This is a genomic window from Alteromonas sp. 5NW40-0090, assembly GCF_057552975.1.
The window spans coordinates 122,042-137,447 of the sequence record NZ_BAAJLT010000016.1; the positions used below are offsets into that span (position 1 = coordinate 122,042).

Genomic DNA, 15,406 nt, shown 5'->3' on the forward strand with positions numbered 1-15,406 from the left:
CCTTACTAAAATCCTAGTGCACGCGGTAGCGCTTCGCTGAACCATGATACATATGTAACCAGCATAAGAACGACAAACATAGCCACATATAAGGGTATTAGCGGTCGAATGATGTTCTCAAGTTTGGTTTTGGCAATGGCACAGGTAATGAAAAGTACGGCGCCGACGGGCGGTGAGCACAATCCAATAGACAGGTTGAGCACGAGCATGATGCCGAATTGCAGTTCGCTCATTCCAAGTTCTAAGGCCACCGGCAAAAATATGGGCGTAAAAATAAGTACGGCAGGTGTCATATCCAAGAATGCACCAACTATGATAAGTAATAGGTTGATTAAGAGAAGAATAAGTAATGGGTTATCGCTTATCGACAACAGTGCGTTACTTAAGGTTTGCGGAATGTTCTCAAACGACAATAGCCATGACATCGCTGTTGAGGCCGCGATAAGCAGCATTACAATTGCCGTCGTTTCCGCCGCCTTCAAAAAAATATCGGGTAGGGCTTTCGCATCCACTTCTTTGTAAAACACAACCGCTAACAATAATGAGTAAACCACAGCAATGGCACCTGCTTCAGTAGCGGTAAATACGCCGCCCACAATGCCGCCAATCACTAAGAATATGAGGAATAGGGAAGGGAGTGCTGCGATAGTTTTTTCGACAACTACTTTAATAGGAAGTCGCGGAGATAGGGGGTATCCCTTCATTTTTGCGTAGATAAAGCACACCAGCATGAGCGCTAGACCCACCATAATGCCTGGAATATAGCCAGCCATAAAAAGGGCGGCGATGGATACGCCACCGCTAGCGATTGCGTATACAATTAAGATATTACTTGGTGGAATTAACATTCCCGTAGTTGATGCAGCGGCAGTGACCGCTGCGCTAAAATTCGGCTCGTAGCCCGCTTTTTTCATTTCGGGCAACATGAAGCTGCCAATAGCAGACGTAGTCGCTACCGCAGAGCCTGAAATTGCGCCGAAAAGCATACAGGAAACAACGTTCACCAAGGCTAAACCACCGGGAAGCGCACCAATAAGCGCCATTGCGCATTCAATTAATCGCTTGGCTATTCCACCGCGTCCCATGATAAGGCCAGATAACACGAAGAAGGGGATTGCCAAGAGCGCAAAGCTATTAAGACCACCTGCCATACGCTGGGCAATAGTAATGGTAGCCGGAGCAATGTCCATGCTCATTACCATAGCAAGCAGCGTGGCTACACCAATGCTGATTGAAATAGGAACATTTAAAAGAAGAAGTACAAAAAAGGCGACGACTAAGATAATACCGGTCAGTTCCATTACGCTGACTCCTTATTGTTGTTTCGCCAAAGTGCAGTAATGTTAACCAGTGCATAGGCAATGATAAGGCCTCCAGATAAGGGAAGCACGCTATAGATAAAGCCCATTTTCACACCTAGCGCTGCTGAGATTTGCTCTAGCTCTAATGTAAGAGACACTAGTTCAGCGCCGCCGTAAACCATCACCAAAACACAGAAGATAATGACAATGACTTCAACGCATGTAAGTAGAAGGCGTTTCACTTTACGAGACTGACGCTCAACAATTAAGTTGAACCCCAAATGCGCGTTTTGGCGATAGGCGTAGGCCGCACCTAAGATGCCTATCCAAATAAGTATGAACCTAGACAACTCTTCGGTGACCGAAGCGGGGTCTTTAAGTACGTAACGTGAGACCACTTGCCAAATTACGGTAAGTAAAATACTTACCATGGCAATAATAAGGGTGCCGGCTAAGGCTTTATCGATGAGGCGTATTATTGTCATTGTTACATCGCTTTTATTTGCGTAATTAAGTCGCCAATCGGCGTACCTTCAAAGCTTTTATGAAAAGGCTTAACCGCTTCAACAAAAGGCGCTTTGTCAGGTGTAATAACCGTGACACCTTCGGCTTTTACCTTTTCTAAAGAGGCTTGCGTAGATGTTTTCCAAAGTTCGCGTTGGTATTCAACAGAGTCTTCCATTGCTTTGGTTAGCCACGTTTGCTGCTGTTCATTCAAACTTTCCCATACCGGCAGCGATGCCAGCATGACGTCTGGAACACTGGTATGCTCGTCAAGGCTGTAGTAACGGGCAATTTCATAATGACGTGAAAGGTAGTAGCTGGGCGGGTTATTCTCTGCGCCGTCTACAACGCCTTGCTGAAGCGCAGTGTACAGTTCTCCCCAGGCAACGGGGGTTGCAGCTCCTCCAAGTGCGCGAACTGTTGCTACTGCAGTGGGGCTGTTCAACACGCGAATTTTGAGTCCGTTCAGATCGCTTGGTGTTTCTATTGGTTTGTCGTTGGTGTAAAAACTGCGGCTTCCCGCATCGTAATAGCCGAGACCTTTAAGTCGAAAGTCTTCAACACCAGATAGCAACTCATCGCCTAAATCGCTGTTTAATACACGCCAGAAGTGTTCGTTATCGCGGAAAATGTAAGGAATGCTAAAAATCTTCATTTCGGGAGCAAACCCTTCCAAAGGACTTGCCGACACCTTAGTCATGGCGAGTGAGCCAATCTGCAGCAGTTCTACCATCTCCCTCTCGGTTCCCAGCTGGCTGCTTGGGTAAATAACCACACTCATTGTACCGTCAGAATAGTAATCTAGGCGCTCTCCAAGATATTCCATTGCTTTATGTACTGAGTGTTGAGTGTCCAACGTATGCCCCAAGCGCAATACGGTGACTTCGCCTTGCAGTTCATTTTGCGAACACGCCGATGCAAGCAACATGGCTGTAGCAGATAGTGTGAGTTTTATATACCGCAACATAATCATTACACCTATTTAGAACAGAGCTGCTTAGCGCAACTCTGAAGGCGGAAACTTATCCATATCATCGTAATCTAAATTCTCACCCGCCATGCCCCAGATAAATGCATAGCTTCCAGTGCCTACACCACAGTGAATTGACCAAGGTGGCGATACCACAGCTTCTTCATTCGCTACGAAAATGTGGCGAGTTTCATGAGGTTCGCCCATGAAGTGGCACACTCGGCTTTCGCTGTCCATATCAAAGTAAAAGTACACTTCATTGCGTCGGTCATGCTGATGAGCAGGCATAGTGTTCCAAACAGAGCCTGTATGAAGACGTGTTAACCCCATCTGTAACTGACAAGTTTCGACAACAGAATTGATAAGTAACTGTTTAATATCTCGCTTGTTAGAGGTTTCTTGACTACCTAGATGAAGGACATTTGCATCCATACTACCTATTTTTTTACTCGGATAGGCATGGTGAGCTGGCGCCGAATTTAAATAGTACTTGGCAGGATTAGACGAATTGTCTGACTCGAAAATGACTTCTTCATTACCTTGGCCTATGTACAAGGCTTCTTCATTATCCAAATGGTAAGCGTTGCCTGAAACGGTAATGGTCCCAGGTCCGCCGATATTAATTACACCGACTTCGCGACGGGCGGTAAAGAACGGCATCTTTAACTGATCTTCAATGGTTTCTAGCGTTAGCGCTGACGTTGTCGGTACGGCACTTCCAAGCATAAAGCGTTCGTAGTGGGTGTATATCCATACGACTTCACCTTGTGTCATTAGGGTGTCGACTAAAAACGCGTCACGCAATTCTTGCGTGTTGTAAGCATTGGCCTCTTTTCGACCGATAGCATATCGGGTGTCTATTTTCTTGCTCATGGCTGTATTCCCCATTCGTTAATTAACGTGCTAGAAAGCCGCCGTCGACAGCAAGGATATGGCCGTTTACGTAATTGCTTGCTGCGCTCGCAAGAAATACCGCCGCACCTGCTAAATCATCACTTTCCCCCCAGCGATTAGCAGGAATGCGGGCACATATTTCAGCACTGCGCTTTTCGTTGTCTTGTAACGCTTGAGTGTTATCGGTTTTGATATAACCGGGCGCAATTGCGTTCACCTGCACATTATATTGGCCCCATTCGTTTGCTAGCGCTTTCGTAAGACCCGCGATGGCGTGTTTACTCGCTGTGTAGGCAGGAACGGTGATGCCACCTGTATAACTTAACATTGATGCAATATTGATGATTTTGCCTTGTCCCCGTTCTACCATCGTCTTGCCAATAGTTTGGCTAAGTAGGAAAGCTGAATCGATGTTGACAGCAAGCACGTTTTTCCACTCGTCAAAAGGAAAGTCGGTAGCCGGGGCTCTGAAAATAGTACCGCCGTTATTAAGCAGAATATCGATACTTCCATTAATGTTTAACGCGTCTTGCGCTAGTTTTACCACGGCGTCAGCATCGGCTAAATCGGCGTCTAGTGCCACAGCTTGACCGCCTCCACGTTGAATTTTACGCAGTGTTTCGTCACAGCCACCAGCTCGAGAGCTAGCGCAGATGACGAATGCGCCAGAAGTGGCGAGCGCCAAAGCAAGCGCTTGGCCTATGCCTCGACTTGCTCCGGTCACTAATGCGGTTTTACCCTCTAGGCTAAAATTGACCATGTCATTTACCTTTTACTAAATGGTTCATTGGCATGCCAAATTTTATCGACATACTAAATTGAAAAATCTCGTTAACAAAATATAAAATAATTGCCACCGGTGGCAATTGTCAATATATTGTTTCAAAATATCGTAAATTAGTTAAACGTGTTAACAACCGGTGGAGAGCATAAAAGTGAAGCAATTTAGTAAGATAGGTTTAATTCTGATGCCATTGTTGGCAAGCTGCTCACAAGGAGATATAAAGTCGGCTTTGTCGGTAAAGGTGAAAAATTCGGCAGAAGGTGGTAGCGGCGATCAAATTTTCGAAGTATCTCTGCCCCCGCAATACTCGGGGTGGAAGTTAAAGCAATACCCATCAGAATGGATAGAGAATAGGGAAGGTCAAGCCGTGCTATTAGGTGCGGCATCCATTGCGCCAGGAAGCAGTGCGTTACTAGAACTTGTGTCACCAGAGCAAGCTACGAATGTTAACCTTAAAGACAGGGCGCATGCTGAACTTTCCGTAAGAACGGGTGGAGAGTGGCAAGATACAGCATATAGTGCTGAAGGTTTCTCTTTTACAGAAGTTACTTCATTTACATCGCCTCCACAATTGACCGATCATTCTTACTTCTTGCGCTACGAAGGGCCAGGCTGGGAGTCTGATCAAATGGGCTATCGCCTTTATCTTGATTGGCGTAACGCTATTGATGTCTTTGTTAAAGCGAACGACAGTGTAGTATTACCTGAGGTGGGGCAAGACGGCTACGATAGCTATCATAATTTATCTTCGTGGGGCGGAGACGCGCTTAAAGTTGGTAAATCGTTAGGAGTGGGGGCGCTAGGTCGATTAATAGAACAAAGAAACCAAGACTCCTCAAAGCAGGCAGTCATGCATTTTCAACATGTAGAGAATACGCAGTACCAATTGGTATCGAATTCTCGGTTGCGGGCTGAGTTTGAGGTTGGCTACGAAGGGTGGTCATCGTCTGATACGAAAGCAGACAGTATTGACGTTACCACGAACTATCGAATTGATGCATTCGACCCCACAACCCACATCAGTGTTTCTGTATCAGAGCCTTCGGATAATATTGTCGCAGGTCTAGTGGCGCATGATGGAATGCAGGTGATTAAAGCCGAACGCGGTGAGTGGGGCGCGGTCGCTACTTGGGGAGCGCAAAGTATTTTGGCAGATAATGACAACTTAGGGTTGGCCGTTGTTTATCGGTTAGATCAGGTCGAAAAGGTATTCGAGGGTGAACATGACCACCTTGTATTGTTCAAACCTTTAACCGCTTTAGACTATAAAATTCTCGCGGTTTGGCCTAAGCGCAGCAGCGATGTTCAAACTGCAAAGCAGTTCCAAGAATATCTAGTTAATAAATTAAAGACTTATAATAACCCTCTTACCGTCTTAAACTAAGTATTACTTAGCGACCAGGCTAGCGGGCCGTAGCGAAATGCGTAGCCCGCTAGCTTGTGTAATGTTTTCTCAAATTACCTTTTCTATCCCTTGGCTTTATCAAAGTATCGAGCAGTCGCGAGCAAAAACGTCAGACCAGTATTGTGAAATAAATAATTCATAAACTGACTAACTGGTTGATGTTTTATTGATTGAGTATTCAACAATCCCAGTAATTATGGCGCTTTCGTAAATTTTCGCTTTCGCTTCATTTGTTTTTCAAACCTTTATGTCAATAAAGTTTCATTTTGGTGTCAATTCACTGTCACCTAAATGTCACAAATGTCCTCCAGACTTTTCGGCCGCTAAGACCGTTTACTGAGGTAAGTCTTCGGCTCACCTCCACTCAACATCGAAAACAAGTATAAGCAAGGAACTACAATGAAAAGTGAAACTCTTCGTGTTATTAAGTATTCAGCAATAGCACTGGCTGTAACACTAGGGATGACTGCCTGTTCACTGGAAGGTGACGATGGCGAAGATGGCTTGCAAGGTCCTGTGGGTGAACAAGGCCCAGTAGGAGATCAAGGGCCTGCTGGCGAACAGGGCCCCGTGGGTGAACAGGGACCAGAGGGTACAACAGCAGGTACGCTTACTCGAATTGCTACTGTTCCTCTTGGCGCAGAAGTTACGGGTATTTTCCTCACTGATGAAGGCGACCTGTTTTTCAACGTACAGCATCCATCGGGTACGAATGCAGCAACTACAAGTGTTAACGACATGCCTATCAATACAGGTACTGTGGGTGTGCTAGCAGGCGCTAACTTCAATAATCTGCCAGTTACATTACCAAATTCACCTGTACCAAGCTCAGATGAAGAAAAAGAGCTGGTGGTTTCTGCTATCGGTCAGTATCAAGTACTAGGTCAAACCGGTGATACTTTTGGTTCTGACCTTCCTGAAGGCTTAGGCCACATCTACACGCTGGATGGCGAAGAGTTGGTTCTTGAAAATGACATGCCTGATTTTAACGGCTTCATCTCAACCGCCGAAGGCGAAGGTTACCTTTTCTCGAACTGGGAAGAGCTTCCTGGCGGTATGAGCCGCATGAAAGTGGAAAAAGACGAGTTTGGTATGTGGGAAGTAACTGAAGCTATGATGCTGGATTTCTCGCCAGTATGGGGAACAGCGGCAAACTGCTTTGGTTCAATGTCACCTTGGGGTACACCGCTTACTTCAGAAGAGTGGGTGGTTGATTCGGCGGTGGATACGACAACATCGCCAAACTGGAATAACCCAGAGGCCGTCTCTACGGATGCGCGCTTAGGTCGTATGTGGCAAATGACGGCGCCAGATGCGCCAAACCCTTACAACTATGGCTACATTGCGGAAGTAACAGAGCCATTAGCTGATGACCCGGTTATTGTTAAGCATTTTGCCATGGGCCGTTACGAGCACGAGAACTCAACGGTCATGCCTGACGGCAAAACGGTTTACCTCTCTCAAGATGATACGGGTGGCGTACTGTTTAAATTTGTCGCAGACACAGCTGAAGACTTATCAGCAGGCACACTTTACGGCGCTAAGCTTACTCAGGATGCAGGTCAAAACGATCCAGCAACTACTGGCTTTGCGGTTGAATGGGTGGAATTAGCCAGCGGTGACAACCTGACTATTCGCGCATGGATTGATGAATACAATGGAATTGGTACCGACGATTACGTAGATGGCCAAAGCTCTTACATCACTATGGCCGACGTTCAGGCGTGGGCTGATGGCGATGCGACCTATCCAACAGTAGAGGAAGGTGGCTCTAGCGTAACTGCAGGTCAACCTATGGATAACCGCGTTGCGTTCTTAGAAAGCCGTGCGGCGGCCCGTCTCAAAGGGGCTACCGCAGAGTGGAGAAAACTGGAAGGTATCTCAATCAACCAGAAACGCGCAAAAGAAGCGGTTGAAGGTGTAGATACTATCGAAGGTGAAGTGGTACAGAATGCTTACCTTTACATCGGCATTGCGGATATCGACAACACTATGGTTGACGGTGAAGGCGACATGCAGCTTTCAGCTCGTGTTAAAGACTGTGGTGGCGTTTATCGTGCCAAGCTTGAAGAAGGCTATAACATCTCTCGTATTGAACCTGTGGTGATGGGCGGTACGTACCGTTCAAGCCTAACCGGCGCGGAGCGCTGTGACGTTGAACAGCTATCTCAACCCGATAACGTAGTGGTGATGAACGACGGCCGTATTCTTATCGGTGAAGACGGTTTCCAAGAAAACAACACGCTGTGGATGTACGAGCCAGCAGATAAGTAAGTTTTCTTTTAATTAAAATTATTCCGGGTACTTATGTGCCCGGATTTTTCCGTTGTGACGATTATGAAAATGCTAAAAATAACTTCAGGTGCAGGCATTCTGCTTTCACTACTTGTCAGTGCAGGATGTACTGAGGACACGGGGGCTGACGTAAGCAACCAGTCAAATTACGAGCTAAGCTCATCTAGCTACACCGATGATGCACAAGCGCCTTTGTCTACTCAAAAAAAGACCGACAGCGCGCACACTTACCCTTATCAAGAAGGAGATGCTATTCCCGCTCTGGCATACATTGAACACGATGAAGTGTATAACCCTGAATCGGTTATTCCTCCCCAGTGTTACACCAAAACAGAAGGTGTTAACAACCCGTGTTATGCATGCCACCAAAGTTACGATTCAATGGAAAAGCGTCCTAATCAAATGGGCGATGGCACGTTACAGGGCAACTACGAATTTTCTGACGTAGGGTTAACAAACAGCTGGAAAAACCTGTTTATTGACCGTACATCACTAATTGCGGGCATTGATGATGCCACGATTAAAAAATATATAGCTCAAGACAACTATACCGCTTCGTTTAACAATGACGCCATGCCAGACTACATGCGTATTGAAAATTTGAGCGCCGCTGACAAGGCATTCGATGGCGACGGTTTTGCTAAAGATGGCAGTGGATGGGTGTCGTATAATTACAAGCCTTTCCCAAGTACTTTTTGGCCGACGAACGGGTCAACCGGCGATGCTATGATCAGGCTTCCTGAAAGCTTTCAAACGCTAAAAGGCAAGTATAATAAGGCTATCTATACATTGAACCTAAGCTTGGTTGAAATGGCACTTAAAGAGCTGGATACGTTAACTGTGGCGCCGGTCAACGAATTAGCGTTGAACCTTGACGTAAACCAAGACGGTAAACTAACCAATTCAGTGACTGAAATCGCTCGAACGTCGCATTATGTTGGCGACGCAAGCGATGTTCCGCTAGCGCACATGCTTTACCCCGAAGGTACAGAATTCCTACATACCGTGCGCTACATCGGCGTGGATGAAAACGGGAATATTTATAACGCGCCGCGTATGAAGGAAGTGCGCTACATGAAAAAGCATATGTTCAGAAGCAGAGAAAGCTTAGCATCTGCCTATTATGCGGAAGCAAAAGATAAGCATTTTGAAAAGCTGCCTCAAACCCGCTACTTAGGTGAAAAAGGAATAGACAACGGCTTTGGCTGGACAATTAATGGCTTCATTGAAAATGAGCAGGGCGAACTTCGTGCACAGCACGATCAAGAGCTTGCGTTTTGTAACGGCTGTCACAAAACAGTAGGGTCAACCTTTGACCAAACATTTTCATTTGCACGGAAAGTTCCCGGACAAGCGGGGTGGGGCTATATAGACCTGCGTGAAATTGAAGATGTGCCAAATATCAACGAGGAAAAAGGCGAGTTCCTTACTTATATGGAGCGCGTGGGCGGTGGCGATGAGTTCCGTCAAAACGGAGAAATGCTGGCCAAATGGTTTGATGAAAAAGGCATGGTCAAGGTGGAAGAAGTGCAACGTGCCAAGTCAGTGTACGACATCATTACCCCTTCTCCCGAGCGCGCGTATGCGTTGAACAAAGCGTATTTGACCATAGTGAAAGAGCAAAGCTATTTGTTCGGTCGCGACGCAACGCTGACTAAGGCGACTAATGTGTTAAGCACTATTGATGCCGAACAGCCACCGCTTAAGCCTGAACATCGTTTCAAGTGGGATATGCGACTTAACTGGCAACAAGAAAAGCCAAGCGCCATTGCAGAAGCTCGGTAGCGCTTGTTTATTTAGAAGATAACGCTCGCGGCTAGATGTTAGCCGCGGGTAAAATTTCAAACTGAATCGGTTTGTAACGGAAGTTATTTGACTCGCCCGCTGAACACGCGGTTAACCCTACGATTAGATCCATCTTTGCTTCAAATATTGTGTAATCACCGGCATTAGACTTAGGAGGAAGAACAGATATTTTACCCTTGGCGTCTACCTCCACATTCATAAAGGTATTGAATGTGGTACAAACGTGATGCTCTGGGATGTCAAACTCTGAAAAAGCCGCGACTAAATTGCCGTGGCACCCAGGTACTGGCTCTTCATTGGGATAAAAATGCTTAAACGTGTCAACACTGCAAGGCGTCAAAAGAAAGTCATGGTCTTCAACAGTGTCTTCAATAATTTCGAACATCACGTTGCTTTGATTAGAGTATAGCAAGCTGCCTTTTTTGAACTGGATGCTTTCATTGTAATCTAAACTTCGCCCTGAAGAGATAAACTCATTTTTATCGTGTTCATTGAACGCATAGAGGTCGGCCACTTGTTCACCTTCTGGATCAATAACTTTAAGTCTTTCCCCTTTTTTCATAGTAAATGCAGTGCCGCTTCTTGGCTGTATAGTTTGTAACATTGTGTGACTTGTCCCTTTTATTTAGGTTTAGTGCTTAATCCGCTTGAACGGGCATTCCCAGTTTTCGGAATGTTTTACACCACTATATTGATATACCTCTGAGCTATCACCATGGTTTGCGAGTAGCTCATTTTTACTTCCGCAGTACGCGGTATCTCGTTTACGAATGTGGTCTTTGAATGCTTCAAAACGCTTCTGCTTTCTCAACATGTCAAATTGCTCGTGTAAATTAAACACGATGGCAGGGTAGGGAAATCGACGGCTTTTTCTCGATGCATTTGGATGCAGTCCAACTACAAAGAAACCCTTTCCGCCTAAACTCAAGCTAAACTGAGCGTTATGAGGGTCACTTGATACTTTACTATCCCAAGGTTTTAAACAGGCGTCAATCTCGTGTAAACGCTGCAATTTTTCCCATAAAACCCGATCAAATTCAGTTTCGCTTATCGTATCTGGTAGCTCAAAAGTTGCGACCAAAGAGGAGTACATGTCCCGTTCAAGATCAAACGACTCTACAAATTGGTGAATTGACGCCAACATATCTGTCTCATTGAGAGGACAGCGAATATCGTCGTATTGATTCACATGAATTTGGCTTTTATTGAGGGCTGTTTTGGCTCCGACGCAGGGGAAATCGGCTTCCCCTACAAACGACAAAAAGCGCTCGGTTAGATTCGGTTTCATTAAAGACATTCCATATCTCCCTGAAAGCGTTTTATGCGGTCGTGCTTAAAAGGTCAGAGCCTTTCTCCGGCGAATGAAAAGACGTAAATTCAACATTGTTTTGGGCGTTGGTTACCGTTAATTGCTCAACCGGCGCGTCCGCCTTGTCTTCCCCTACCTGCTGGGGGAGGTGCTTGATCTTAATGCCGTTTTGCTTGAAGTCAGCATTAATAAAACCTTGGTCTGCATACGCGTTCAATACATTGACACATGGGTAAAATCCCCATTTCGAGTGAAAACGCTGTGCATTATGAACAAAGTCTAAAAGGTGATTTATCGGGCATTGATAATTAGGCCGGTGTGGTGCAAATGTTCGCGTGGGCAATTGCTCTAACGAAAACCCTAATGCCCTACAGTTAGTGAAGAAATCTTCGTCGTTTAGTCCGAAACCCGCGTAGCCTTCATCGAAGCCGCCGGTTTTCTGAAAGTCTGCCTTACGAATAAAAAACACTGTAGAACAAATACTATCGTCACTAAACTTTCCATGATTAATTTCCTGATCTCTTGAAGGTATTTCGTTATTGTCGTCTTCGGGTAACGTGTCGTCATTACTTGCTAAATAACCGATTTCTTTTTCATCTTTTGAAATTTGTCGGTAGGGCTTACAACAGCGCTCATTGGGTAAAAACACCACTGATGTGAACACTACGGTGTTGTCACGAAGCGCAAGCAAGCCATCTCTAAAAAGCGATGGGGCAATAACTGCGTCTACGTTTAGGTAAACTAAATTCGCGTGCTTGGCCGCTGACATACCCTTGTTGCGCGCTTTCGCTATCGGAAGAGCATCTTGAGTCACAAACTTGTGAACAATGTCGAATTTGTCACTGCGTACGAGTGACAAATCAGAAGGAGGTGCCATCCAAACAATGACTAGCTCATCTGGCGTTGGAGAGCATTGCTCTAGCTGAGTAATCAAATTGGCCAGCTTCTCAGTTCTGCTCTTAACAATAGTTACTGCACTTATTGGTGAACGCATACTCTTCCTCCCTTTCTCATTTGTTGAACCTGTAATAACGACGACATGAAACGTTGAACGTTATACTTTCGTAGAAGCAAAGAGTGTTCCTTTTTTTGTAAGTTATTGATATTTTAAATGAAATCTTAATTTTAAGTTCTGTTTTCGAGAATTTTCAGCAATGGTTGAGCGCCAAGGCAAGCAAGAGGTGCAAAGGAAGAGAAAAATTTACAAACGAATGTATGAAGGCCAACAGCAGTTTTTTATGTTAATTTTTGGTGGTTTGTTCTAATTTGCAGATTAACATGACGTTTCTTTTCATAAGTCTTGTTTTACTGTGCATCTAACGCGTAATTGCTTTGCCGTTCCCACATATTTTGATATGCTTGGTTAGTAGGTTAAACATTACAATTCAATAGTTTAAATATTCCTACAAATATTGCTTAACACGTTTTCTTTCGAGTAGAACTAATCTCATATTATTGGTTTTTACTCACTCAGAGTGTAGGTAAATCTTCAGCCTTACTTGTAACGTATTAATTTCTGAATTTCGTATTTTTTCTGGTGGACAAAGGCTGTGGAATCACAATCGTCTGTATTCATTCGACACTATGACAAACAATCATTAAAGGTGGTTGATGTTATATCTGGTATCTCACCAAATGCTATGCGCAGAGTATTTGGCGGCTGGATATTTTTCACAGCTGTTGTCGGCGTTATTGTAAGCGTAGCACCAGATTTGAGCGCTCAATTTATCGGTTTAACACTTTTCGTTCTTGTTGCTTTTACACTCGTAATGTTTGGACAGAGCAGAATAACGGAAGGCTGGCCAGCTATAATTTGCGACAACAACTACATCGGCGTGGTGAGAGACCCTGTTAAGAGAGAGTATATTTGTGTGAACTCTGCTCTGGTCAAAGAAGCTAACCCCACATTAATAAAACCCAACAAAAAAGCTGTTGAGATTGTGTTAGATAGCGAACAACTATCGGCAGAAGATCAAGAGGTGCTAAACCAAGCGGTTTGGCCTCGGGATAACAAGCTAATAGGGCTAGCCCATTTTAAAAAGCGTGAAGAGGCGTGTGATAGCCTCATGTGGTGTGTCAAACACCGTAGCTCTCATTAGATTTACAGTCTTGAGTATTACTCCTTGTCCGTGATTAGCGCTAGTTCGGTATAAAGCGGGTAGTGGTCTGAGCCTATGCTTTCAAGCTTCTCTATATTGACCAATGCAAAATGCTCCGAGTGAAATACGTGGTCTAACGGCCATTTCACTAAAGGATATTTCGCGTGAAATGTATTGAAAAAACCGCGCCCCTCTCGTGGGTCTAAAAGTCCGCTTATTTTCTTGAACTTTCTAGTAGTAGGTGACCAAGCCACATCGTTAAGATCACCAGCGACGACAATAGGGCCCTCTGTCTTAGCTATTTCTTCCCCCACAACCGTAAGTTCTACGTCTCTGGGCTTTGCATAGGTGTTTTCTGTTGGGCTTGGTGGTTTTGGATGAAGAAAATATAGCGTGACATCTTGTCCGTGGTGATTGATTTTGACTTTCATGGACGGAACATCATCTTCAATTAAAAATCGCAATGAGACCTCTTCAAAGGGAAGTTTGCTGTATAGATGCATACCGTAGAGGTTTTCGAGCGGGCAAAATTTACGAAACGGGTATTCAGACTCAATTTCACTGATGCCTTTCTGCCACTTCTTATTAGATTCCAACGTTACAAGAAAATCGGGTTGCTTATTTCGTACATGCTCAATGAGCTTGCGAAAATCGTCATTAGGCATATACACATTGCTTGATAAAACACTTAGCTTTGGGCTCGCGCTCTCAACCTCTACGTGCCTAACTTCTCTTTTATATAGAGGGGTATAAGGAATGATCCAGATAATTTGATAAATCAGGCTGACTATTAATCCAGCAACAATAATTATTGTTAGGCTGTCAATCTGTGAGTAATAGGTTAACTTAAAAATATGCCCAGTAATTAACAGAGCAATTATAGCTGCTATTTGTAGTCGCGGAAATTCCCACACTCTTACTAACCAATGAGAAGAAGGGAGCAAAGGGGCCCAACTTACGGCTATAAATAAGACTGAAACAGCAGTAAGTGCAGTATCCATGTCTGGTTGGTCCTTGAGTTTAATTAACGAAAAAAAGCTTCACCTGCTACCTTGGTCTGCAAAATTAAATTGATGACTATAGCCAGTGAAGCGATACTAATCGTTATAACTACGGCTGCTTTGTGAAATAAGTTTAACCTAGGTATCTCTGCAACTTAGCGGCGGGCAACGGCGAAAAGTTATCGCCTAGTATAATTGATAGGTGCTTTCTTAAGTGACGTTCACGAGATTTGGGCATTAACAATATTAAGTAAAAAGTTCTCAAACAAAGGCAAAGTTTGCAAAATAAAACTTACTTAACTGGGCCTGAATCTTAATATTTATCATTTAAAACAATGTCTTATTTTGTTGGCAAGGAATTGGCATGACTATCTTCGAGTTTCGACAAAGGAGAAATGTTATGAAACGTTCACTTATTTCTATGATTGTTGCTACAACTTTGACCACAGCTGCATATGCAGGTGACATGGACACAGACAGCACAGATAATAAATGGGAGAAAGGTGCCAAAGACGCATGGATTGATGGCAAAGCAGAAGCAACGCTGTTGTTCAATGGCAACCTTGATTCATTCGACATTAACACTGACGTTAAAAACGGTAATGTCGTTCTTACTGGTAAGGTTGAGAACTCTGTTGATAAAAAGCTAGCGGAAGAGCTAGTGGCAAACATTGACGGTGTGACGTCTGTAGATAACAAGCTAACGGTTATCTCTGACAAAGATATGGAAGGCGATATGTCAGACGACATGGAAGACACGGTTGACGAGGGCACAAGCGAGTTAACTGACGCTAAGATCGCCACGGTAATCAAAACCCGCCTTCTTATGGATACCGATATTTCAGGTTTCGACATTGATGTTGACGTAGAAAACGGTGTAGTAACGCTGACGGGTGAAGTTGATTCTGATGCAGAGCGTGACTTGGCAGTAGAAATTGCTAAAAATGCTTCTGATGTCAAAGATGTAGAGAGCAACTTGCGTGTAGTTACTGAAACCGCAATGAATTAGAGCTTTCTTTACTCGAACTAATAAAAAAG

14 protein-coding genes are annotated in these 15,406 nt (G+C 44.5%); 5 read left to right on the forward strand and 9 right to left on the reverse strand.

The window, feature by feature from the left end; genetic code table 11:
• Positions 1-5: 5 nt before the first annotated feature.
• The 5 genes from AC27KT_RS18650 to AC27KT_RS18670 are packed head-to-tail and all read right to left on the reverse strand — an operon-like array spanning position 6 to position 4,429.
• Positions 6-1,301, reverse strand: coding sequence for a TRAP transporter large permease (locus AC27KT_RS18650; RefSeq protein ID WP_487132416.1), 1,296 nt, complete (start codon positions 1,299-1,301; stop codon positions 6-8).
• Positions 1,301-1,786 (reverse strand): TRAP transporter small permease, encoded by a 486-nt coding sequence (locus tag AC27KT_RS18655; RefSeq protein WP_014949872.1) that lies wholly within the window; start codon positions 1,784-1,786, stop codon positions 1,301-1,303. Before AC27KT_RS18655 ends, AC27KT_RS18650 begins: the two co-directional genes overlap by 1 nt.
• A 2-nt stretch (positions 1,787-1,788) precedes the next feature.
• Positions 1,789-2,772: a TRAP transporter substrate-binding protein gene (locus AC27KT_RS18660; RefSeq protein ID WP_487132419.1), complete on the reverse strand. Its 984-nt coding sequence runs from the start codon at positions 2,770-2,772 to the stop codon at positions 1,789-1,791.
• 30 nt (positions 2,773-2,802) lie between these two features.
• Positions 2,803-3,648 carry a 5-dehydro-4-deoxy-D-glucuronate isomerase gene (gene kduI, locus AC27KT_RS18665; protein WP_487132421.1) on the reverse strand — a complete coding sequence of 282 codons (846 nt, stop codon included), beginning with the start codon at positions 3,646-3,648 and terminating at the stop codon, positions 2,803-2,805.
• Positions 3,649-3,670: 22 nt separating this feature from the next.
• Positions 3,671-4,429: an SDR family oxidoreductase gene (locus AC27KT_RS18670; RefSeq protein ID WP_487132423.1), complete on the reverse strand. Its 759-nt coding sequence runs from the start codon at positions 4,427-4,429 to the stop codon at positions 3,671-3,673.
• Between the two features lie 175 nt (positions 4,430-4,604).
• Between AC27KT_RS18670 and AC27KT_RS18675 the strand changes: the two genes are divergently transcribed.
• The 3 genes from AC27KT_RS18675 to AC27KT_RS18685 all read left to right on the forward strand — a co-directional run bounded on the left by AC27KT_RS18675 (position 4,605) and on the right by AC27KT_RS18685 (position 9,938).
• Positions 4,605-5,837 carry a DUF4861 family protein gene (locus AC27KT_RS18675; RefSeq protein ID WP_487132425.1) on the forward strand — a complete coding sequence of 411 codons (1,233 nt, stop codon included), beginning with the start codon at positions 4,605-4,607 and terminating at the stop codon, positions 5,835-5,837.
• Between the two features lie 420 nt (positions 5,838-6,257).
• Positions 6,258-8,132 (forward strand): alkaline phosphatase PhoX, encoded by a 1,875-nt coding sequence (locus AC27KT_RS18680; RefSeq protein WP_487132427.1) that lies wholly within the window; start codon positions 6,258-6,260, stop codon positions 8,130-8,132.
• A 63-nt stretch (positions 8,133-8,195) separates the two neighbouring features.
• Entirely contained in the window at positions 8,196-9,938 is a 1,743-nt protein-coding gene (locus AC27KT_RS18685) for a hypothetical protein (RefSeq protein ID WP_487132429.1), read from the forward strand.
• A 31-nt stretch (positions 9,939-9,969) separates the two neighbouring features.
• Here AC27KT_RS18685 and AC27KT_RS18690 read toward each other — a convergent pair whose 3' ends face one another.
• The 3 genes from AC27KT_RS18690 to AC27KT_RS18700 are packed head-to-tail and all read right to left on the reverse strand — an operon-like array spanning position 9,970 to position 12,262.
• The gene (locus tag AC27KT_RS18690) at positions 9,970-10,563 is read right to left on the reverse strand and encodes a DUF1989 domain-containing protein (protein ID WP_014976827.1); all 594 of its coding nucleotides are present in this window, start codon (positions 10,561-10,563) and stop codon (positions 9,970-9,972) included.
• A 27-nt stretch (positions 10,564-10,590) separates the two neighbouring features.
• Positions 10,591-11,256: a guanitoxin biosynthesis heme-dependent pre-guanitoxin N-hydroxylase GntA gene (gene gntA / locus AC27KT_RS18695; RefSeq protein ID WP_061095321.1), complete on the reverse strand. Its 666-nt coding sequence runs from the start codon at positions 11,254-11,256 to the stop codon at positions 10,591-10,593.
• Between the two features lie 22 nt (positions 11,257-11,278).
• Entirely contained in the window at positions 11,279-12,262 is a 984-nt protein-coding gene (locus AC27KT_RS18700; RefSeq protein ID WP_487132432.1) for a glycosyltransferase family 2 protein, read from the reverse strand.
• Between the two features lie 556 nt (positions 12,263-12,818).
• Here AC27KT_RS18700 and AC27KT_RS18705 point away from each other — a divergent pair.
• Positions 12,819-13,367: a hypothetical protein gene (locus AC27KT_RS18705; protein ID WP_487132434.1), complete on the forward strand. Its 549-nt coding sequence runs from the start codon at positions 12,819-12,821 to the stop codon at positions 13,365-13,367.
• A gap of 17 nt (positions 13,368-13,384) precedes the next feature.
• Here AC27KT_RS18705 and AC27KT_RS18710 read toward each other — a convergent pair whose 3' ends face one another.
• Complete coding sequence (locus tag AC27KT_RS18710; RefSeq protein WP_487132436.1) at positions 13,385-14,368, reverse strand: endonuclease/exonuclease/phosphatase family protein; 984 nt, start codon at positions 14,366-14,368, stop codon at positions 13,385-13,387.
• Positions 14,369-14,768: 400 nt separating this feature from the next.
• Here AC27KT_RS18710 and AC27KT_RS18715 point away from each other — a divergent pair, with 400 nt between their 5' ends.
• Positions 14,769-15,377 carry a BON domain-containing protein gene (locus AC27KT_RS18715; RefSeq protein ID WP_487132438.1) on the forward strand — a complete coding sequence of 203 codons (609 nt, stop codon included), beginning with the start codon at positions 14,769-14,771 and terminating at the stop codon, positions 15,375-15,377.
• The last annotated feature ends 29 nt before the right edge of the window (positions 15,378-15,406 follow it).

Coding starts and splice junctions, on each gene's coding strand:
- AC27KT_RS18650 (WP_487132416.1), bottom strand. CDS start 1,301: ATGGAACTGACCGGTATTATCTTAGTCGTCGCCTTTTTTGTACTTCTT.
- AC27KT_RS18655 (WP_014949872.1), bottom strand. CDS start 1,786: ATGACAATAATACGCCTCATCGATAAAGCCTTAGCCGGCACCCTTATT.
- AC27KT_RS18660 (WP_487132419.1), bottom strand. CDS start 2,772: ATGTTGCGGTATATAAAACTCACACTATCTGCTACAGCCATGTTGCTT.
- kduI (WP_487132421.1), bottom strand. CDS start 3,648: ATGAGCAAGAAAATAGACACCCGATATGCTATCGGTCGAAAAGAGGCC.
- AC27KT_RS18670 (WP_487132423.1), bottom strand. CDS start 4,429: ATGGTCAATTTTAGCCTAGAGGGTAAAACCGCATTAGTGACCGGAGCA.
- AC27KT_RS18680 (WP_487132427.1), top strand. CDS start 6,258: ATGAAAAGTGAAACTCTTCGTGTTATTAAGTATTCAGCAATAGCACTG.
- AC27KT_RS18685 (WP_487132429.1), top strand. CDS start 8,196: ATGAAAATGCTAAAAATAACTTCAGGTGCAGGCATTCTGCTTTCACTA.
- AC27KT_RS18690 (WP_014976827.1), bottom strand. CDS start 10,563: ATGTTACAAACTATACAGCCAAGAAGCGGCACTGCATTTACTATGAAA.
- gntA (WP_061095321.1), bottom strand. CDS start 11,256: ATGTCTTTAATGAAACCGAATCTAACCGAGCGCTTTTTGTCGTTTGTA.
- AC27KT_RS18700 (WP_487132432.1), bottom strand. CDS start 12,262: ATGCGTTCACCAATAAGTGCAGTAACTATTGTTAAGAGCAGAACTGAG.
- AC27KT_RS18710 (WP_487132436.1), bottom strand. CDS start 14,368: ATGGATACTGCACTTACTGCTGTTTCAGTCTTATTTATAGCCGTAAGT.
- AC27KT_RS18715 (WP_487132438.1), top strand. CDS start 14,769: ATGAAACGTTCACTTATTTCTATGATTGTTGCTACAACTTTGACCACA.